General features: G+C 70.3%; 16 protein-coding genes. 12 read left to right on the top strand and 4 right to left on the bottom strand.

Going from position 1 to position 15182, the window contains the following annotated elements; all coding sequences use genetic code 11:
- Positions 1 to 49: 49 nt before the first annotated feature.
- Complete coding sequence (locus DW296_RS11315) at positions 50 to 304, top strand: hypothetical protein (protein WP_062765730.1); 255 nt, start codon at positions 50 to 52, stop codon at positions 302 to 304.
- The gene (locus DW296_RS11310) at positions 301 to 1596 is read left to right on the top strand and encodes a hypothetical protein (protein WP_062765727.1); all 1296 of its coding nucleotides are present in this window, start codon (positions 301 to 303) and stop codon (positions 1594 to 1596) included. Before DW296_RS11315 ends, DW296_RS11310 begins: the two co-directional genes overlap by 4 nt.
- 25 nt (positions 1597 to 1621) lie before the next feature.
- Here DW296_RS11310 and DW296_RS11305 read toward each other — a convergent pair whose 3' ends face one another.
- From DW296_RS11305 to DW296_RS11295, 3 genes are read right to left on the bottom strand one after another with little or no spacing between them, the layout of a single operon-like run.
- Positions 1622 to 2026: a phage holin family protein gene (locus tag DW296_RS11305; RefSeq protein ID WP_025102751.1), complete on the bottom strand. Its 405-nt coding sequence runs from the start codon at positions 2024 to 2026 to the stop codon at positions 1622 to 1624.
- Positions 2027 to 2060: 34 nt separating this feature from the next.
- The gene (locus DW296_RS11300) at positions 2061 to 2444 is read right to left on the bottom strand and encodes a type II toxin-antitoxin system death-on-curing family toxin (RefSeq protein WP_136052306.1); all 384 of its coding nucleotides are present in this window, start codon (positions 2442 to 2444) and stop codon (positions 2061 to 2063) included.
- Positions 2445 to 2447: 3 nt separating this feature from the next.
- The gene (locus tag DW296_RS11295) at positions 2448 to 2654 is read right to left on the bottom strand and encodes a ribbon-helix-helix protein, CopG family (protein WP_029989149.1); all 207 of its coding nucleotides are present in this window, start codon (positions 2652 to 2654) and stop codon (positions 2448 to 2450) included.
- Between the two features lie 67 nt (positions 2655 to 2721).
- Here DW296_RS11295 and DW296_RS11290 point away from each other — a divergent pair, with 67 nt between their 5' ends.
- The 6 genes from DW296_RS11290 (at position 2722) to DW296_RS11265 (ending at position 8851) form a co-directional block, all read left to right on the top strand.
- The gene (locus DW296_RS11290) at positions 2722 to 3789 is read left to right on the top strand and encodes a histidinol-phosphate transaminase (protein ID WP_062765724.1); all 1068 of its coding nucleotides are present in this window, start codon (positions 2722 to 2724) and stop codon (positions 3787 to 3789) included.
- 105 nt (positions 3790 to 3894) lie between these two features.
- Positions 3895 to 5022 carry a thiamine pyrophosphate-dependent dehydrogenase E1 component subunit alpha gene (locus DW296_RS11285; RefSeq protein ID WP_136052305.1) on the top strand — a complete coding sequence of 376 codons (1128 nt, stop codon included), beginning with the start codon at positions 3895 to 3897 and terminating at the stop codon, positions 5020 to 5022.
- Between the two features lie 11 nt (positions 5023 to 5033).
- A complete protein-coding gene (locus DW296_RS11280) occupies positions 5034 to 5999 on the top strand; it encodes an alpha-ketoacid dehydrogenase subunit beta (protein WP_029989147.1) in 966 nt (321 codons plus the stop codon).
- Positions 6000 to 6121: 122 nt separating this feature from the next.
- The gene (locus DW296_RS11275; RefSeq protein WP_136052304.1) at positions 6122 to 7486 is read left to right on the top strand and encodes a dihydrolipoamide acetyltransferase family protein; all 1365 of its coding nucleotides are present in this window, start codon (positions 6122 to 6124) and stop codon (positions 7484 to 7486) included.
- Between the two features lie 52 nt (positions 7487 to 7538).
- Entirely contained in the window at positions 7539 to 8162 is a 624-nt protein-coding gene (locus DW296_RS11270; protein WP_136052303.1) for a flavin reductase family protein, read from the top strand.
- A 17-nt stretch (positions 8163 to 8179) separates the two neighbouring features.
- On the top strand, positions 8180 to 8851 hold the full coding sequence (locus DW296_RS11265) for an ArsR/SmtB family transcription factor (RefSeq protein WP_205807954.1): 672 nt from the start codon (positions 8180 to 8182) through the stop codon (positions 8849 to 8851).
- A gap of 122 nt (positions 8852 to 8973) precedes the next feature.
- On the opposite strand, the gene DW296_RS11260 is transcribed toward DW296_RS11265, so the two are convergent.
- On the bottom strand, positions 8974 to 10188 hold the full coding sequence (locus DW296_RS11260) for an ROK family protein (protein WP_136052302.1): 1215 nt from the start codon (positions 10186 to 10188) through the stop codon (positions 8974 to 8976).
- A gap of 93 nt (positions 10189 to 10281) precedes the next feature.
- Between DW296_RS11260 and DW296_RS11255 the strand changes: the two genes are divergently transcribed.
- From DW296_RS11255 to DW296_RS11240, 4 genes are read left to right on the top strand one after another with little or no spacing between them, the layout of a single operon-like run.
- Positions 10282 to 11610, top strand: coding sequence for an ABC transporter substrate-binding protein (locus DW296_RS11255; RefSeq protein ID WP_205807952.1), 1329 nt, complete (start codon positions 10282 to 10284; stop codon positions 11608 to 11610).
- Positions 11607 to 12551: a carbohydrate ABC transporter permease gene (locus DW296_RS11250; RefSeq protein WP_205807950.1), complete on the top strand. Its 945-nt coding sequence runs from the start codon at positions 11607 to 11609 to the stop codon at positions 12549 to 12551. The genes DW296_RS11255 and DW296_RS11250 overlap by 4 nt, the downstream gene beginning before the upstream one ends.
- Entirely contained in the window at positions 12551 to 13429 is an 879-nt protein-coding gene (locus DW296_RS11245; protein ID WP_085605188.1) for a carbohydrate ABC transporter permease, read from the top strand. Before DW296_RS11250 ends, DW296_RS11245 begins: the two co-directional genes overlap by 1 nt.
- A 37-nt stretch (positions 13430 to 13466) precedes the next feature.
- The gene (locus DW296_RS11240) at positions 13467 to 15158 is read left to right on the top strand and encodes a glycoside hydrolase family 13 protein (RefSeq protein ID WP_136052301.1); all 1692 of its coding nucleotides are present in this window, start codon (positions 13467 to 13469) and stop codon (positions 15156 to 15158) included.
- Positions 15159 to 15182: the final 24 nt, after the last annotated feature.

The raw sequence follows: 15182 nt of genomic DNA, 5'->3' as shown, positions 1-15182 counted from the left end.
ACGAGGGGCCCTGGCCGCAACGGACGCGGCCCGGCGGAAGGCTGGGTCCATGTCGTCCTTCGCCCTCACCGCGCTCTCTCCCGGCGTCGATCCTGCGCTGCGGGCCGGAGTGCTGTCCGAGCTGGACGCCGCCATCGCGGGGCTCGACGATCTCGCTTCCACGCTGACGGCGCTGCGTGACGCGTGTGCCTGGGAGTCCGACGGCGTCGAGGCGCTGCGGTGGGCCCTCTGGCGGCTGTCGGACGACACGGCGACGGTGCACCGGACGTTGCAGGCGTGCCGCGGGGAGGTCGAGGGTGCATGAGCGGGCTCGACATCGACCACGGCGGCGCGATCGCGGTGGACACGGCGCAGCTCCGCGAGGTCGCGGTGCGCGTGCGGGCCGCCGAGCCGGTGTGCGCGGAGGTGCAGGACGCGGTGGGGCGTGTCGAGGCGCTGCTCGGCTCCGCCGCATGGACTGCGCTCGCCTCGGCGGCGTGGTCCCTGCGGTCCGCAGTGACGGCGCTGGAGGCGCTCGCGGCGCGTGTCCAGCAGACGGCCGCCGATCTCGACCTCATGGCCGAGGTCTACGAGGTGGTCGAGCTGCGGGCGCAGGCGGAGGCGCTGGCGCGGACGGATACGGTTGCGGCCGCTGCGGTGGAGGGGCGCCTGCGGCTGCTCCTCGCCGGCGACGAGCGTCTGGCCGCGCTGGCCGACGCGCGGGAGCGGATGGCGGACGACCGACGCTTCCGTGGCTTGGGCGACCAGTTCGACGCCGGGGGACTGCTTCCGCCGGTGTTCCTGGGCGGCGCTGTCGTCGGCGTGACGTCGGGGCTGGGACGGGTGCGACCAGGGATGGCACTCGGCGCGACGGCGGATCCGGTGCGGGTATCGGTCACCTCGCGCTCCCGTCCGGCCGGGGCTCCGAACGGACTGGCCAGCGCCTTCGGGCGCCTGCCCTCCGCTTCCGGGGCGCAGGTGGCGATCGAGAAGTACACGGTTCCGAGCGAGTCCCCGCGCTACGTCGCCTACGTCTCGGGCAGCCGCTCGATGTCCCTCCGGGAGGGCGGGGGTGTCGAGGCCTGGGACATGAAGTCGAACATCGAGCTCTACACCGGGGGCCGGTCCGCGTCGTATCAGGCGACCCTCGACGCGCTGGCCGCGGCGGGCGCGAGACCCGGGGATCGGGTGGACGTCGTCGCCCACTCGCAGGGTGGCATGATCGCGGCGCACCTGTCGATGGAGAGCGCGTTCACGGTGACGACCCAGATCACCGCCGGGAGCCCGGTCGAGCCGACGCTGCCCGCCGACCAGACGCTCGTGCAGCTCCGGCACACCGACGACGCGGTGTCCGCGCTCGCCGCAGGAGGGGCGAGGGAGGGCACGGGGTCCGCCGACAGCTTCACCGCGAGCCGGGTGGGCGATCCGGATGCCGGTCGCCAGGACCTCGCGCTCGAGACCCACTCCCTGGAGAACTACATCGATACCGCGGCGATGGTGGACGCCTCCGCCGACCCGCGGGCGGTGGCTCTCGACGCCTACTGGGCCGACCTCGACCGCGCCGTCACCGTCGAACGCACCGAGTACCGCGCGGAGCGGGTGCTCCCCGATCCGTGAGCCGTACGCGCCCTGCGCAGACGGGTCAGTCGCGGCGGGAGCGCTTGTTCTGCGGACGCAGGATGAAGCCGAAGATGCCGTTGATGATCGAGATGATCAGCGCGGCGAGCACGCCCCACCAGAACGACTCGACCGACAGACCCCACCCGAAGCTGCTGGTGATCCACGCGGTCAGCCAGAGCAGGAAGCCGTTGATGAGGAAGCCGATGAGGCCGAACGTGAGGATGTACAGCGGGAAGGCGACGATCTTCACGATCGTGCCGATGATGGTGTTCACCAGCGCGAAGAGGGCGCCGACCGCGAGGAGCGTCAGGACGAGCTGCAGCGTCTCGCCCGGCGGGAAGGCGCGCACCGTGACCTGGAGCACGGGGATGAGCGTGACGACCCAGATGGCGAACGCGTTGACGACGACCCGGATGATGAAGCGCATGATGCGTTCAGTCTCCCACGCGGGGCCCGCGGTGTCAGCCGCGGTCGTCCACGGGACGGATGTGGGCGGCGAGAACCTTGGCGATCTCCCCGAGATCCATCCGGCTCTGCGCGACATCGATGACGAACTCGAAGGCTTCGTCGTTCGTGAAGGTGATGTCGTAGCCGTTCAGCCGGATGAAGATGAAGGTGAGATAGAGCGCTGTGCGCTTGTTCCCGTCGAACAGTGCGTGATTCTGGGCGACGGAGCTCATCAGGGCCGCCGCCTTCTCCGCGAACGCCGCATACGCATCGACGCCGAACATGCCGGCGGCGGGTCGCGCCAGAGCGGAGAAGAGCAGCCCCTCGTCGCGCACATGCAGGCCGAGCTTCGCGATCAGCGCGAGGGCCTGCTCGGGCTCGATGTACTCGGTGGCCATCGATCAGGCGTCTTCGAGGCGCGTGATGGCGTCGCCGTAGCGTTCGGTCACCTCGTCCGCGAGCGCCAGAACTCGATCCGTCTTGGACTCGCTGTTCGCGAACCGGGTGGCCGCCTCGATGATCACGGCGTGCTTGGAGACGTGCCGGGCTCGTGCGATGTCTTCGAGCCGCGCGTCGAGTTCCTCAGGGAGTCGCACCGTCATAGCCATACCAGAATGGTATCACCGCACCTTCGGCCTCGAAAGGGTGGCCGGCCGCACGTCCTAGACTCGACGCGTGACCGAGCCGACCCTGCCCCGCATCCGTCCCGCCATCGCCTCCCTCGCGCCGTATCGACAGGGCAAGCAGGCCGGTCCCGAGGCCTTCAAGCTCTCCAGCAACGAGAACCCGTTCGATCCGCTGCCCTCGGTCCTCGACGCGCTGCAGCACACGACGCCGATGAACCGGTATCCCGATGCCACCGCCGGCCGCCTGCGTGCGCGGCTCGGGGCCCGCTACGGGGTCGAGCCCGAGCAGGTCCATGTCGCCTCCGGCAGTGTCGCGATCCTGCATCAGCTCGTCCTCGCCACTGCCTCGGTCGGCGACGAGGTCGTCTACGCCTGGCGGTCGTTCGAGGCGTACCCGAGCCTGCCGCTGGTCGCGGGCGCGACCGGGGTGCAGGTGCCGCTGACGGCCGACTCCCGCCACGACCTCGACGCGATGGCCGACGCCGTGACCGACCGCACACGCGCGATCATCGTCTGCACGCCGAACAACCCGACCGGACCCATCGTCACGTCTGCCGAGTTCGCGGCGTTCGTGGACCGCGTGCCGTCCGACGTGCTCATCATCCTCGACGAGGCCTACGCCGAGTTCGTCACCGCCCCCGATGCCGTCGACGGCCTGGCCGAGCGCGTCTTCGAGGCGCACCCGAACGTGGTCGTCCTCCGCACGTTCTCCAAGGCCTACGGTCTGGCCGGGCTCCGGGTCGGCTATGCGGTCGGCCACGAGAAGGTGCTCGACGCGGCACGGACGACCGGCATCCCGCTGTCTGTCACGTCCGCCGCCGAGAACGCCGCCATCGCGAGCCTCGACGCCGAAGCCGAGCTCCTGGAGCGCGTCGCCGTGATCGTCGAACGCCGCGCCCGTCTCGTCGAGGGGCTCCGCGCGCAGGGCTGGGAGGTGCCGGACGCCCAGGGCAACTTCGTCTGGCTGCCGACCGGCGCGCGCACCGACGAGGTCGCAGCGGCGTTCATCGACGCCGACCTGATCGTGCGTCCGTTCTCCGGCGACGGCATCCGGATCTCCGTCGGCGAGGAGGCGGCCGTCGCCCGCGTGCTCGAGGTCGCGGCGACCCTCCGCTGAGCGCGGCACCGCCCTGCGAACCGCGGAATCTCGGGGTTCCGGGGAGATACGAGGGCGTCCTAGGTATGCGTGACCCGGCATGCCGACGCGGGTAGCGTGGGGGCCGTGAGCACCTCTGAGACCCCCCTCGTGCGCGTTCTGGACGAGACCGGAAAGGTCGCCCCGACGCCGGCCGCGGAGCAGTACCTGCCGCTCATCGAGGCCATCCCCGACGACGAGCTCGCGCAGTTCTACCGCGACATGGTGGGCATCCGCGCGATCGACACCCAGGCCACCAACCTGCAGCGCCAGGGCCAGCTCGCCCTGTGGCCGCCGAGCCGCGGACAGGAGGCGGCGCAGGTCGGCTCCGGTCGGGCGGCGCGCGTGCAGGACACGATCTTCCCCTCGTACCGCGAGCACGCGGTCACCCGGATCCGCGGCGTGGATCCGTTGGACATCATCAAGCTCATGCGCGGCGTCTCCCACGGCGGCTGGGATCCGACCGACCCGAAGAACGGCAACACCCGGCTCTACACGCTCGTCCTCGGCTCCCAGGTGCTGCACGCCGCCGGCTATGCGATGGGCCTCACGTTCGACGGCCGCACCGGCACCGGCGACCCCGAGCGCGACGAGGCGGTCGTCGTCTACTACGGCGACGGCGCCTCCAGCCAGGGCGACGTGCACGAGGCCATGGTGTTCGCGGCCAGCTACCAGGCCCCGACGCTCTTCTTCCTGCAGAACAACCACTGGGCGATCTCGGTCCCCGTCACCACGCAGTCCCGGGTGCCGCTCGTGCAGCGCAGCGCAGGGTACGGCATCCCGAGCGTCCGCGTGGACGGCAACGACGTACTCGCCAGCTACGCGGTGTCCCGCGTGGCCCTCGACGAGGCGCGCGCCGGCAGCGGACCCCGTGCCATCGAGGCCGTGACCTACCGGCTCGGCGCGCACACGACCAGCGACGATCCCACGAAGTACCGCGGCGACGACGAGGAGCTCGCGTGGGCCGGGCGTGACCCGATCGTCCGCATGCGCGCCTTCCTGGAGAACCGCGGTGCCGAGGAGGGCTTCTTCGCCGAGGTCGACGCCGAGGCCGCCGATGCCGCGGAAGACCTCCGCGCCCGCACCGTGCAGCTCGGCCCGCCCCGCGCCGACCTCATGTTCGACCACGTGTACAGCGAGCCGCATCCGCTGATCGAGGAGCAGAAAGCGTGGCGCGCCCGCTACGAGGCGTCGTTCGAAGGAGAGGGCCAGTGACCCGGGAGACCATGCCGCTGGGCAAGGCGCTGAACGCCGGAATGCGCAAGGCGATGGAGGACGACCCCAAGGTGCTCCTCATGGGCGAGGACATCGGCAAGCTCGGCGGCGTCTTCCGCATCACCGAGCACCTCCAGCGCGACTTCGGGGAGCAGCGCGTGCTGGACACCCCGCTCGCGGAGTCGGCCCTCGTGGGAACCGCGATCGGCCTCGCGATGGCCGGGTTCCGTCCCGTCGTCGAGATCCAGTTCGACGGCTTCGTCTTCCCCGCGTTCGACCAGATCACCACCCAGCTCGCCAAGCTCACCAACCGGCACGAGGGGTCGCTGCGGCTGCCCGTCGTGATCCGCATCCCGTACGGCGGGCACATCGGCGCGGTCGAGCACCACCAGGAGAGCCCGGAGGCGTACTTCACGCACACCCCCGGTCTGCGCGTGGTGTCGCCGTCCACCGCGAACGACGCCTACTGGATGATCCAGGAGGCCATCGCGTCGGACGACCCGGTGATCTTCCTGGAGCCGAAGAGCCGGTACTGGCCGAAGGGCGAGGTCGAGCTCGACGCGCCCGCCGTCCCGCTGCACTCCTCGCGGGTGGTGCGGACCGGGACCGACGTGACGCTCGTCGGACACGGCGCCATGGTCACGACGCTGCTGCAGGCCGCTGCGCTCGCCGAAGCCGAGGGCACGAGCTGCGAGGTCGTCGACGTGCGGTCGCTGTCCCCGGTGGACTACGAGCCGATCCTCGGGTCGGTGCGCAAGACCGGACGCATGGTCTACGCGCAGGAGGCTCCGGGATTCACGAGCCTCGGCAGCGAGATCGCCGCGACCGTGATGGAGCGGGCGTTCTATGCCCTCGAGGCTCCCGTGCTGCGGGTCTCGGGTTACGACACCCCGTTCCCGCCCGCGAAGCTCGAGGGCGCCTACCTGCCGGATGCCGACCGCATCCTCGAAGCCGTCGACCGCTCCCTGGCCTACTGACACCGACGTTCCATGTTCACAACTCAGGACAACCGCCCCCTTCACCCGTCCAGCGCGGGCGCAGGGGCGCGCACCGGTTCGAGTCTCCTGAGTTGTGAACGCGGCCCACGAAAGGACTCCGCATGAGCACGCAGAACTTCCCCCTTCCGGACGTCGGCGAAGGGCTGACCGAGGCCGAGATCGTCGCGTGGAAGGTGGCCCCGGGCGACCGGGTCGCCATCAACGACGTCATCTGCGAGATCGAGACCGCGAAGTCCCTGGTCGAGCTGCCCTCCCCGCACGCGGGCGTGGTCGGCGAGCTGCTCGTCAATGAGGGGGCGACGGTCGAGGTCGGCACGCCGATCATCACCTTCGTGACCGACCCCGCGGCCGGCTCGGGGACCGGTTCGGTCGCACCCGGCACCGTCGCGACGGCGGAGGCGCCCGCGCCCGAGGAGGGCGGCGGGTCGGTCCTCGTCGGCTACGGCTCCGGGAGCGGTGCGACCTCGCGGCGGAAGCGCCCGGCCGAGCGCCCCGTCCGGTCGTCGGTCGGCGTGATCGCGAAGCCGCCGATCCGCAAGCTCGCCCGTGACCTCGGCGTCGACCTCACGAGCGTGACGCCCACGGGCGCCGACGGCGAGGTCACCCGCGACGACGTGATGAAGCACGCGTCCCAGGCCAGCGTCTTCCGCAACATCGAGACCCCGGAGTGGGGGAGCGTGCGGGAGGAGACGGTGCCGGCGCCGCAGGCCCCGTCCGGCCTGGCGCGTGGCCTCGCGCCCGTGCGCCCATCGGCGGCGGGGGACGACCGCACCGAGTCCATCCCCGTGAAGGGCGTGCGCAAGGCGACGTCGTCGGCGATGGTGCAGAGCGCGTACTCCGCCCCGCACGTGACGGTGTGGAAGGAGATCGACGCCACCCGCACGATGGAGCTCGTCAAGCGCCTCAAGGCCTCGCCCGACTACGCCGACATCAAGGTCTCGCCGCTGCTCATCATGGCCCGCGCGGTGATCTGGGCGGTGCGCCGGACGCCGATGGTCAACGCGGCCTGGATCGACACCGAAGCCGGGGCCGAGATCGCCGTGCGCCACTATGTGAACCTCGGCATCGCCGCCGCCACGCCCCGCGGCCTGCTCGTGCCGAACATCAAGGACGCGCAGGACCTCAGCATGAAGGACCTCGCCCGCGCCCTGAACCGGCTCACGCTCACGGCGCGCGAGGGCAAGACCCCGCCGGCCGACCAGCAGAACGGGACGATCACCATCACGAACATCGGCGTGTTCGGGATGGACGCGGGCACGCCGATCATCAACCCGGGCGAGGCCGGCATCGTCGCCATGGGCACGATCAGCCAGAAGCCCTGGGTCGTCGACGGCGAGGTGCGTCCGCGCTGGGTGACCACGGTCGCCGGCTCGTTCGACCACCGCGTGATCGACGGCGACGGCATGAGCCGCTTCATCGCCGATGTGGCCTCCATCCTCGAGGAGCCCGCGCTCCTGGTGGACTGAGGGAGTCCACACTTCGGCGCGGCCCGAACGATCGGGTGGCGAGAATGGACGGATGAGAACCACGCGGAGCGTCGACCTGCCGGTGTTGTACTTCGGGACTCCCGTCGCGCTGATCACCACGGTCAACCCGGACGGGTCTTCGAACATCAGCCCGATCTCGTCCGCATGGGCGCTGGGGACGCGGTACATGCTCGGGCTAGGTGCCGAAGGGCAGGCGGCCGCGAATATCGAACGGGTCAGGGACCTCGTCATCAACCTCCCCTCCGCCGACCTCGTGCACGCCGTGGAGGCGATCGCGCCGACCACCGGCCGCTCGCCGGTTCCCGCCGAGAAGGTTCCCGCTTACCGGCATGAACCGGACAAATGGAGTCTCGGGGGCTTCACCCCCATGCCGTCGGACGTGGTCATCCCGTTCCGGATCGCAGAATGTCCGGTGCAGATCGAAGCGCGCGTGGCGCAGATCATCCCGATCGACGGCGGCGACGCACTGGCGGTCGAAGCGGAGGTCCTGCAGGTCCACGTGCACGAGGACATCCTGAAGGCGCACGGACCGGACCGCATCGACACGGACAAGTGGGACCCTCTCTCCTACGCCTTCCGCCACTACTTCGCCCAGGGGCCTCGGGTCGGCTCCAACTTCCGCGCGCCGCTCCTCGACGACCCCGTCGTGGCGTGATCGTCGATCCCTCGTCCGTGTCCCAGCTGGGACACGCGCTCAGCAGCCCGACGCGGGTGCAGATGTGTCTGGCGCTCCTCGACGGCCGGGCATGGACGTCCGGCGAGCTCGCGCGTGCCGCCGGGGTGTCGAGGTCGACGGCGTCGGAGCACCTGACGACGCTCCTCGACGTCCGGCTCGTCGCACTCCGCCGACAGGGGCGGCACTCCTACGTCACTCTCGCGTCTCCCGACGCCGCGCACATCATCGAGGCCGCGACTGCATACGCCGGGAAGGCGGCTCCCGTCTCGAGCCTTCGTTCAGCGACGGCGCGAGACGGCATGGCCCTGGCCCGCACCTGCTACGACCACCTCGCCGGTCGCCTGGGGGTCGCCCTCTTCGACGCGCTCGTCGAGCGGGGGCACCTCACGCCGGACCTCGCGGTGACCGCGACGGGGCGCGACCTGTTCGAGAGCATCGCGGGGCCGGACGCGTTGGTGCCGTCGTCTCGTCGTCCTCTTGTGCGGAGCTGCCTCGACTGGACCGAACGGCGCTCGCATCTCTCGGGTCACCTCGGTGCCGTCCTCCTCCGCGCCTCACGCGACCGGGGCTGGATCCATGCTCAGCAGACCTCGCGCGCCGTGACGATCTCTCCCGCCGGCTCGGCCGCCTTCCACAGCCTCTTCGGTATTCCGCCGACACTGTCCTGACCGCGACCAGCCCGTCCGGGCGACCGCGACACAGGCGTTCGCGCGGGAACAGGCAGCCAGGGGTGGAGGGGCCTGAACTCGCGCGCTTGCCTGTTCTCGCGAGGGAAGGGAGGGAGAGGGGATCAGGCGGTGAGACGCTGTTCCGCGAGGCGGGGAACGGCACGTTCCCGGGCAGCCTTCCGGGCGGTCGCGATCGCGCCGGCCGACACGACCTCCGCGCCGAGGGTCGAGGCGAGGATCTCGGGTGCGGGCAGGTGCAGCTCGTCCGGGAGGATCCGGCGGGCGGCGGCCAGCACGGGTTCGATGCTCTCCGCCACGGCACCGCAGATGATCACGCGGGCGGGGTCGTACATGCTGCCGAGCACGCCGACGACCCGGGCGAGAGTGGCGCCCACACGCTCGGCGACCCGGAGGGCGTCGACGTCTCCGGAGGCCGCGAGCGTCAGCACCAGCCGGGGATCGATCGGCCCGTCCGCCACGAACCGGCCGAGGGTTCCGTCCGCGGCAGCATCTCCGTCCTCGACGGCGCTCCGGGCCTGCTCCTCCAGCGCATACCGAAGCCCCACCGCCGAGCCGACGCCGATGATGTGATCGAACACCACGCCCTCGCCGACGCCACCGTGGGCGCCGTGCAGCACATGCCCGTCGACGACGACGCCCCCGCCGAAGCGCTCGCTGGCGAGCAGGGCCACGTAGTCGCGGCAGTCGACGGCGACTCCGAGCGTCCCCTCGGCGATCGCGGCGAGCTGGGCGTCGTTCTTGACCTCGACCACCGGGGCCCAGTCGCGCAGAGCCTCCGCGAGGCCGGGGTTCGTGCGCTCCCAGAAGCCGTCGGGGTGCGGGGGCGAGATGCCGTCGCGGTTCACGGGGGCGGCGACGCCGGCGCACACCGCGAGCACGCGCTCCGCTGGCACCCCGGCCTCGTCGCGCGCGGCGGCGAGGTGCTGCAGGATCGTCGCCCGACGGTCGTCGGCGCTCTGCGCGGGGTCGACCTCCACGCGATGATGCACGAGCGTGCGATCGAGCAGATCCGCGACGGTCACCGCGAGGTGCGTGTCGCCGGCGTCGATCCCCATCACCACGCCGAGGTCCGCCGCGAGGGCGAAGCGGCGCGCCGGGCGTCCGGAGCGGTAGTCGCCGATGGCGCGGGCGTTCGGCAGCTCACGCAGCACCTCCGCGGTGACGAGCGTGTCGATCGCGTCGATGGTGGTGGAGCGCGTCAACGAGGTCCCGGCCATGGCCTCGGTCGCGGTGAACTCGCCCGCCGTCCAGGCGAAGTCGAGCACCGCGCTCACGCTCGCGCGGCCGGTGCCGAGTCCCGTCGAGACCTCTGTCACTCCCCTTGACCTTTCTGTCGCCCAGATGAGACAGTACCTCTAGACGGACTAAATTCGCTCACTAGATTTACTCCGCGGATCTACGAAAGGACGATGGTGTCTGCCACACGATCACGGGCGGTGCGCTGGACCGCCGGAGCGCTCGGCCTCGTGCTGACCGGCGCCGCGCTCACCAGCTGCGCCGCGGGCGGGGGAGCGGAGACCATCCGCTTCACGTTCAGCAAGCGCGAGGCGATCCCGTTCATGACGGAGCTCGTCGCGGAGTACAACGCGTCGCAGGACGACGTGCGGGTGGAGATCGACACGTCCGGCGTCGACGTCGTCTCCGCGAGCTTCGTCCGGGGCAATCCGCCCGACATCATGCTCGCCAATTACAACTACGAGGTCGCCCGCTTCGTGCAGCGCTGCGCGCTCACCGACCTCTCCGACACGGAGGCCGCCGGCGGGATCCGCGACGACCTGCAGCCGCTCATGGACCAGTACGGCTCCTGCGCAGGGCGCACCAGCGCGCTGCCGTACTCGGTCATGGCCGCCTCCGTCATCTACAACAAGCAGATCTTCGCGGAGCAGGGCCTGGAGGTGCCGCGGACCTGGGACGAGCTTCTCGCCGTCAGCGACAGCCTCCGTGAGGCCGGGATCGACCCGTTCTACGCCACCTTCAAGGACGACTGGACGGTCGGGCAGGGGTGGTACGACTACGCCGTCGGCGGCTCGCTCGACGTGCTGGCGTTCTTCGACGCGCTCGCCGCCGAGGGCACCGACGTCGGTCAGGACTCCGAGGTCTCGTTCGAGAAGGACTTCGCGGAGCCGATGGACAGGATGATGGTGCTCGCTGACGAGTACACGAACGAGGACGCCGCGAGCCGGGCGTACGGAGACGGGAACCTCGCCTTCGCGAAGGGCGAGGCCGCGATGTACCTGCAGGGGCCGTGGGCGTTCAGCGAGATCGCCAAGACCGACCCCGACCTCGACCTCGGGACCTTCCCTCTGCCCATGACGGACGACCCGGACGACCTCGCGGTCCGCGTGAACATGGACCTCGCGGTCATGATCCCGGAGGAGTCAAAGCACCAGGAGGCGGCGCGCGACTTCCTGGAGTATCTCTACCTCCCCGAGCACATCGAGGAGTACAACGCGTCGCAGCTCGGGTTCACCCCGACGACCGACGCGGCGCCGCCGGACGACCCTCGTATCGAGGGCATGATCGAGTACTACGACGAGGGACGGATCTATCAGGGCCCCTCGGTGCTCGTCCCGAAGACCCTCCCGATCTTCAACTACGCGCAGGCCATGGTCCTCGGCGCCGCCCCGTCGTCCATCCTCCGCACCATGGACGCCGACTGGGCCCGCATCGCCTTCCGCGCCCCCATCCCGAGCTCCGAGGATTCCGCATCGGGCGAGACAGAGGAGTCCGCGCCATGAGCACCACCACGACCACCGGCGCCGACGCCGGGACGAGCACCACGGCGATCCTCACCGGCGGGCCGCGGAAGATCCGCCGCCACACCCGCCGCGTCGAGCCGATCTACTACCTGTTCCTCCTGCCGACCCTCGTGATCTTCACGCTCGCGATCACCGTCCCCGGCGTGATCGGCATCTTCTTCAGCTTCACCGACTCCATCGGCATCGGCGAATGGAGCTTCAACGGGCTGACGAACTACATCGCGCTGTTCAGCGACCCGGCGATCCTGCAGAGCTACCTCTTCACGTTCGGCTTCTCGATCGCGACCGTGATCGTCGTCAACGTCATCGCGTTCCTGCTGGCGGTCGGCCTCACGTCCCGGATCCGGTTCAAGACGGGGCTGCGGACGATCTTCGTGATCCCGATGGTGATCTCGGGCATCATCATCGCCTACGTCTTCAACTTCCTGTTCTCGAACTCGATCCCCTCGGCGGGCGCGGCCACCGGCATCCCGTGGCTGGAGACGAGCCTGCTCGCCAACCCCGATCTCGCCTGGGTCGCGATCGTGATCGTCACCGCCTGGCAGGCGGTCCCCGGCACGCTCCTCATCTACATCGCCGGACTCCTGTCGGTGCCGGGCGAGGTGTACGAGGCGGCGAGCATCGACGGCGCCAGCCGCACGCAGCAGCTCACCCGCATCACCATCCCCCTCGTCGCCGGATACGTCGTCATCAACGTGATCCTCGGTTTCAAGGGCTTCCTCAACGCCTACGACATCATCGTCGGCCTCACCAACGGCGGTCCCGGCACCGCCACCCGCAGCGTCGCGATGACGATCATCGCGGGCTTCAACGGCGGCGACTACGCCTACCAGATGGCCAACGCCACGATCTTCTTCATCGTGGCCGTGCTCATCTCCGTCCTCCAGCTCTCGCTGACCCGCGGAAGGAACACGTTCTGATGTCGACGGAGACCCTCACCACCATCCCCGCGGACGGACGCCGGAAGCGGCAGAAGATGGAGCGCGTCAACTGGTCGGGCACCATCATCCTGATCCTGTGCACGGCGACCATCCTCATCCCGCTGTACGTGACGATCTCGATGGCGTTCAAGACCACCGGGCAGGCAGTCGACGGCAACGCGTTCTCGTTGCCGGCGCCGTTCAGCATCGACGGCTTCGTGCAGGCGTGGACGCTGACGAAGTTCCCCGTGGGGGCCGCGATCTCGCTGCTCGTCACGGCGGGCACGGTCATCGCGACCATCGTCCTCGCGGCCTTCGCGTCGTACGCGATCGTGCGTAATTGGGACCGCCGGCTATTCCGCTACTCGTTCTTCTACCTGCTCGCGGCGATGTTCATCCCGTTCCCCGTCGTGGCGCTTCCGCAGATCCAGCTCACCGGACGCGTCGGCCTCGACAACCCGTTCGGCGTGATCATCCTCGCCACCATGTTCCAGCTCAGCTTCAGCGTGCTGCTGTTCACGGCTTTCCTGCGCTCGATCCCCATCGAGCTTGAGGAGAGCGCGCGGATCGACGGCGCCACGACCTGGCAGACGTTCTGGCGACTCATCTTCCCGCTGCTCGCGCCGATGAGCGCCACGGTCGGCATCTTCGCCTTCCTCTACGCCTGGAACGACTTCATGATGCCGTCGCTGATCATCTCCGACCCCGCGCTGCAGACGCTGCCGGTGCGGCAGAACCTCTTCCAGAACCAGTTCAGCAACAACTACAACGTCGCCTTCGCCTCGTACCTGATGGCCATGGCCCCCGCGATCGTCGCCTATCTCTTCACTCAGCGCTGGGTGATGGAGGGTGTCACGCAGGGTGCCGTCAAGGGCTGACCCGACCCCCGCAAGAAACAAGGAGAGCCTCTTCCTCATGACCGATTCGCTGCTCACCGCGACCCGCGAAGACGACAAGACCGCGACCTGGTGGCGTCAGGCCGCCGTGTACCAGATCTATCCGCGGAGCTTCGCGGACGCCGACGGCGACGGCCTCGGCGACATCCCCGGCATCGTGTCGCGCGCCGACTACCTCGCTGAGCTCGGCATCGACGCGGTGTGGCTGAGCCCGTTCTACCCGTCGGAACTCGCCGACGGCGGGTACGACGTGGCGGACTACCGGAACGTCGACCCGCGTCTCGGCACCCTCGACGACTTCGACGCCATGGTCGAGGCGCTGCACGCGCGGGGCATCCGCGTCGTCGTCGACATCGTCCCCAACCACACCTCCGACCAGCACGCCTGGTTCCAGGAGGCGCTCGCCGCAGGCCGTGGTTCGGCCGCCAGAGAGCGCTACATCTTCCGTGAGGGCACCGGCCCCGACGGCGCAGAGCCGCCCACCGACTGGGTCTCGGTCTTCGGCGGCAGCGCCTGGGAGCGTGTCGCGGACGGCCAGTGGTACCTGCACAACTTCGCCGTCGAGCAGCCCGACCTGAACTGGGACCACCCCGAGGTGCGCGAGGACTTCCTGACGACGCTCCGCTTCTGGTCCGACCGCGGCGTGGACGGGTTCCGCATCGATGTGGCCCACATGCTGACCAAGGACCTCACCGAGCCGCTGCCGTCGCGCGCCGAGCTCGACGCGATGGACCGCACCTCGGGCACGCACCCGATGATCGACCGCGACGACGTGCACGAGATCTACGCGCAGTGGCGCGCGGTCTTCAACGAGTACGACCCGCCGCGCACCGCGGTCGCCGAGGCGTGGGTGGAGACCCCCGAGCGCCGCGCGAAGTACGCCTCCGCGGAGGGGCTCGGACAGGCGTTCAACTTCGACCTGCTCGTCGCCGACTTCGACGCGGCCGACTTCCAGCGCATCATCGCCGACAACCTCGCCCAGGCGCAGGCCGCCGGCTCGTCGACCACCTGGGTGCTCTCGAACCACGATGTGACGCGGCATGCCACCCGCTACGGCCTGCCGCCGCTGCGCGGCCGCGCGGTCAAGCAGGGCACCGAGTGGGTGCGCGCCGGCGGCCCGGAGGAGGGTCTCGACCGCGAGGGCGGCCTGCGCCGGGCGCACGCCGCGACGCTGCTGCTGCTCGGGCTGCCCGGCAGCGCCTACCTCTACCAGGGCGAGGAGCTGGGCCTGCACGAGGTCGCCGACATCGCGCCCGACCAGCGGCAGGACCCCGGGTTCTTCCGTGGTGCGGACTTCGACGGGCTCGGCCGCGACGGCTGCCGCGTGCCGCTGCCGTGGACGGCGTCGGGCAGCTCGTACGGCTTCGGCGCGGCCGGCGCGCACCTGCCGCAGCCCGGCTGGTTCGCGGAGCATGCGGTCGAGGTGGAGGACGCCGACCCCGGCTCGACCCTCAACCTGTACCGCGAGGCCCTGCGGCTGCGGCGAGTGCTGCAGACCGGGGAGACGCTCGAGTGGGTCGACACGGGCCGGGAGGACGTGCTCCGGTTCCGGCGCCCGAACGGCTGGGAGGTCGTGACGAACTTCGGCACCGCGCCGTTCGAGCTCGGCGCTGCGGCCGACGACGCCGTGCTGTCGACCGTGGCCCTCGACGGCTCCGTGCTGCCGGGCGAGGCCACGGCGTGGATCGCCCCGGGGGCGCTGGCGCGCTGACCGGGCAGTCGGGGGCGAGGACGC

The sequence above is a fragment of the Microbacterium sp. K36 genome (genome assembly GCF_004794355.1).
GTDB classification, from domain to species: domain Bacteria; phylum Actinomycetota; class Actinomycetes; order Actinomycetales; family Microbacteriaceae; genus Microbacterium; species Microbacterium paraoxydans_D.
The sequence above is the reverse complement of the archived record's forward strand: the minus strand, read 5'-3'. Positions and strand labels throughout refer to the sequence as shown.

What these genes read in the sequence shown, in the direction of transcription:
- DW296_RS11315 (WP_062765730.1), top strand. Translation starts at nt 50, where the DNA reads ATGTCGTCCTTCGCCCTCACCGCGCTCTCTCCCGGCGTCGATCCTGCG.
- DW296_RS11310 (WP_062765727.1), top strand. Translation starts at nt 301, where the DNA reads ATGAGCGGGCTCGACATCGACCACGGCGGCGCGATCGCGGTGGACACG.
- DW296_RS11305 (WP_025102751.1), bottom strand. Translation starts at nt 2,026, where the DNA reads ATGCGCTTCATCATCCGGGTCGTCGTCAACGCGTTCGCCATCTGGGTC.
- DW296_RS11300 (WP_136052306.1), bottom strand. Translation starts at nt 2,444, where the DNA reads ATGGCCACCGAGTACATCGAGCCCGAGCAGGCCCTCGCGCTGATCGCG.
- DW296_RS11295 (WP_029989149.1), bottom strand. Translation starts at nt 2,654, where the DNA reads ATGGCTATGACGGTGCGACTCCCTGAGGAACTCGACGCGCGGCTCGAA.
- DW296_RS11280 (WP_029989147.1), top strand. Translation starts at nt 5,034, where the DNA reads ATGCCGCTGGGCAAGGCGCTGAACGCCGGAATGCGCAAGGCGATGGAG.
- DW296_RS11275 (WP_136052304.1), top strand. Translation starts at nt 6,122, where the DNA reads ATGAGCACGCAGAACTTCCCCCTTCCGGACGTCGGCGAAGGGCTGACC.
- DW296_RS11270 (WP_136052303.1), top strand. Translation starts at nt 7,539, where the DNA reads ATGAGAACCACGCGGAGCGTCGACCTGCCGGTGTTGTACTTCGGGACT.
- DW296_RS11255 (WP_205807952.1), top strand. Translation starts at nt 10,282, where the DNA reads ATGGTGTCTGCCACACGATCACGGGCGGTGCGCTGGACCGCCGGAGCG.
- DW296_RS11250 (WP_205807950.1), top strand. Translation starts at nt 11,607, where the DNA reads ATGAGCACCACCACGACCACCGGCGCCGACGCCGGGACGAGCACCACG.
- DW296_RS11245 (WP_085605188.1), top strand. Translation starts at nt 12,551, where the DNA reads ATGTCGACGGAGACCCTCACCACCATCCCCGCGGACGGACGCCGGAAG.
- DW296_RS11240 (WP_136052301.1), top strand. Translation starts at nt 13,467, where the DNA reads ATGACCGATTCGCTGCTCACCGCGACCCGCGAAGACGACAAGACCGCG.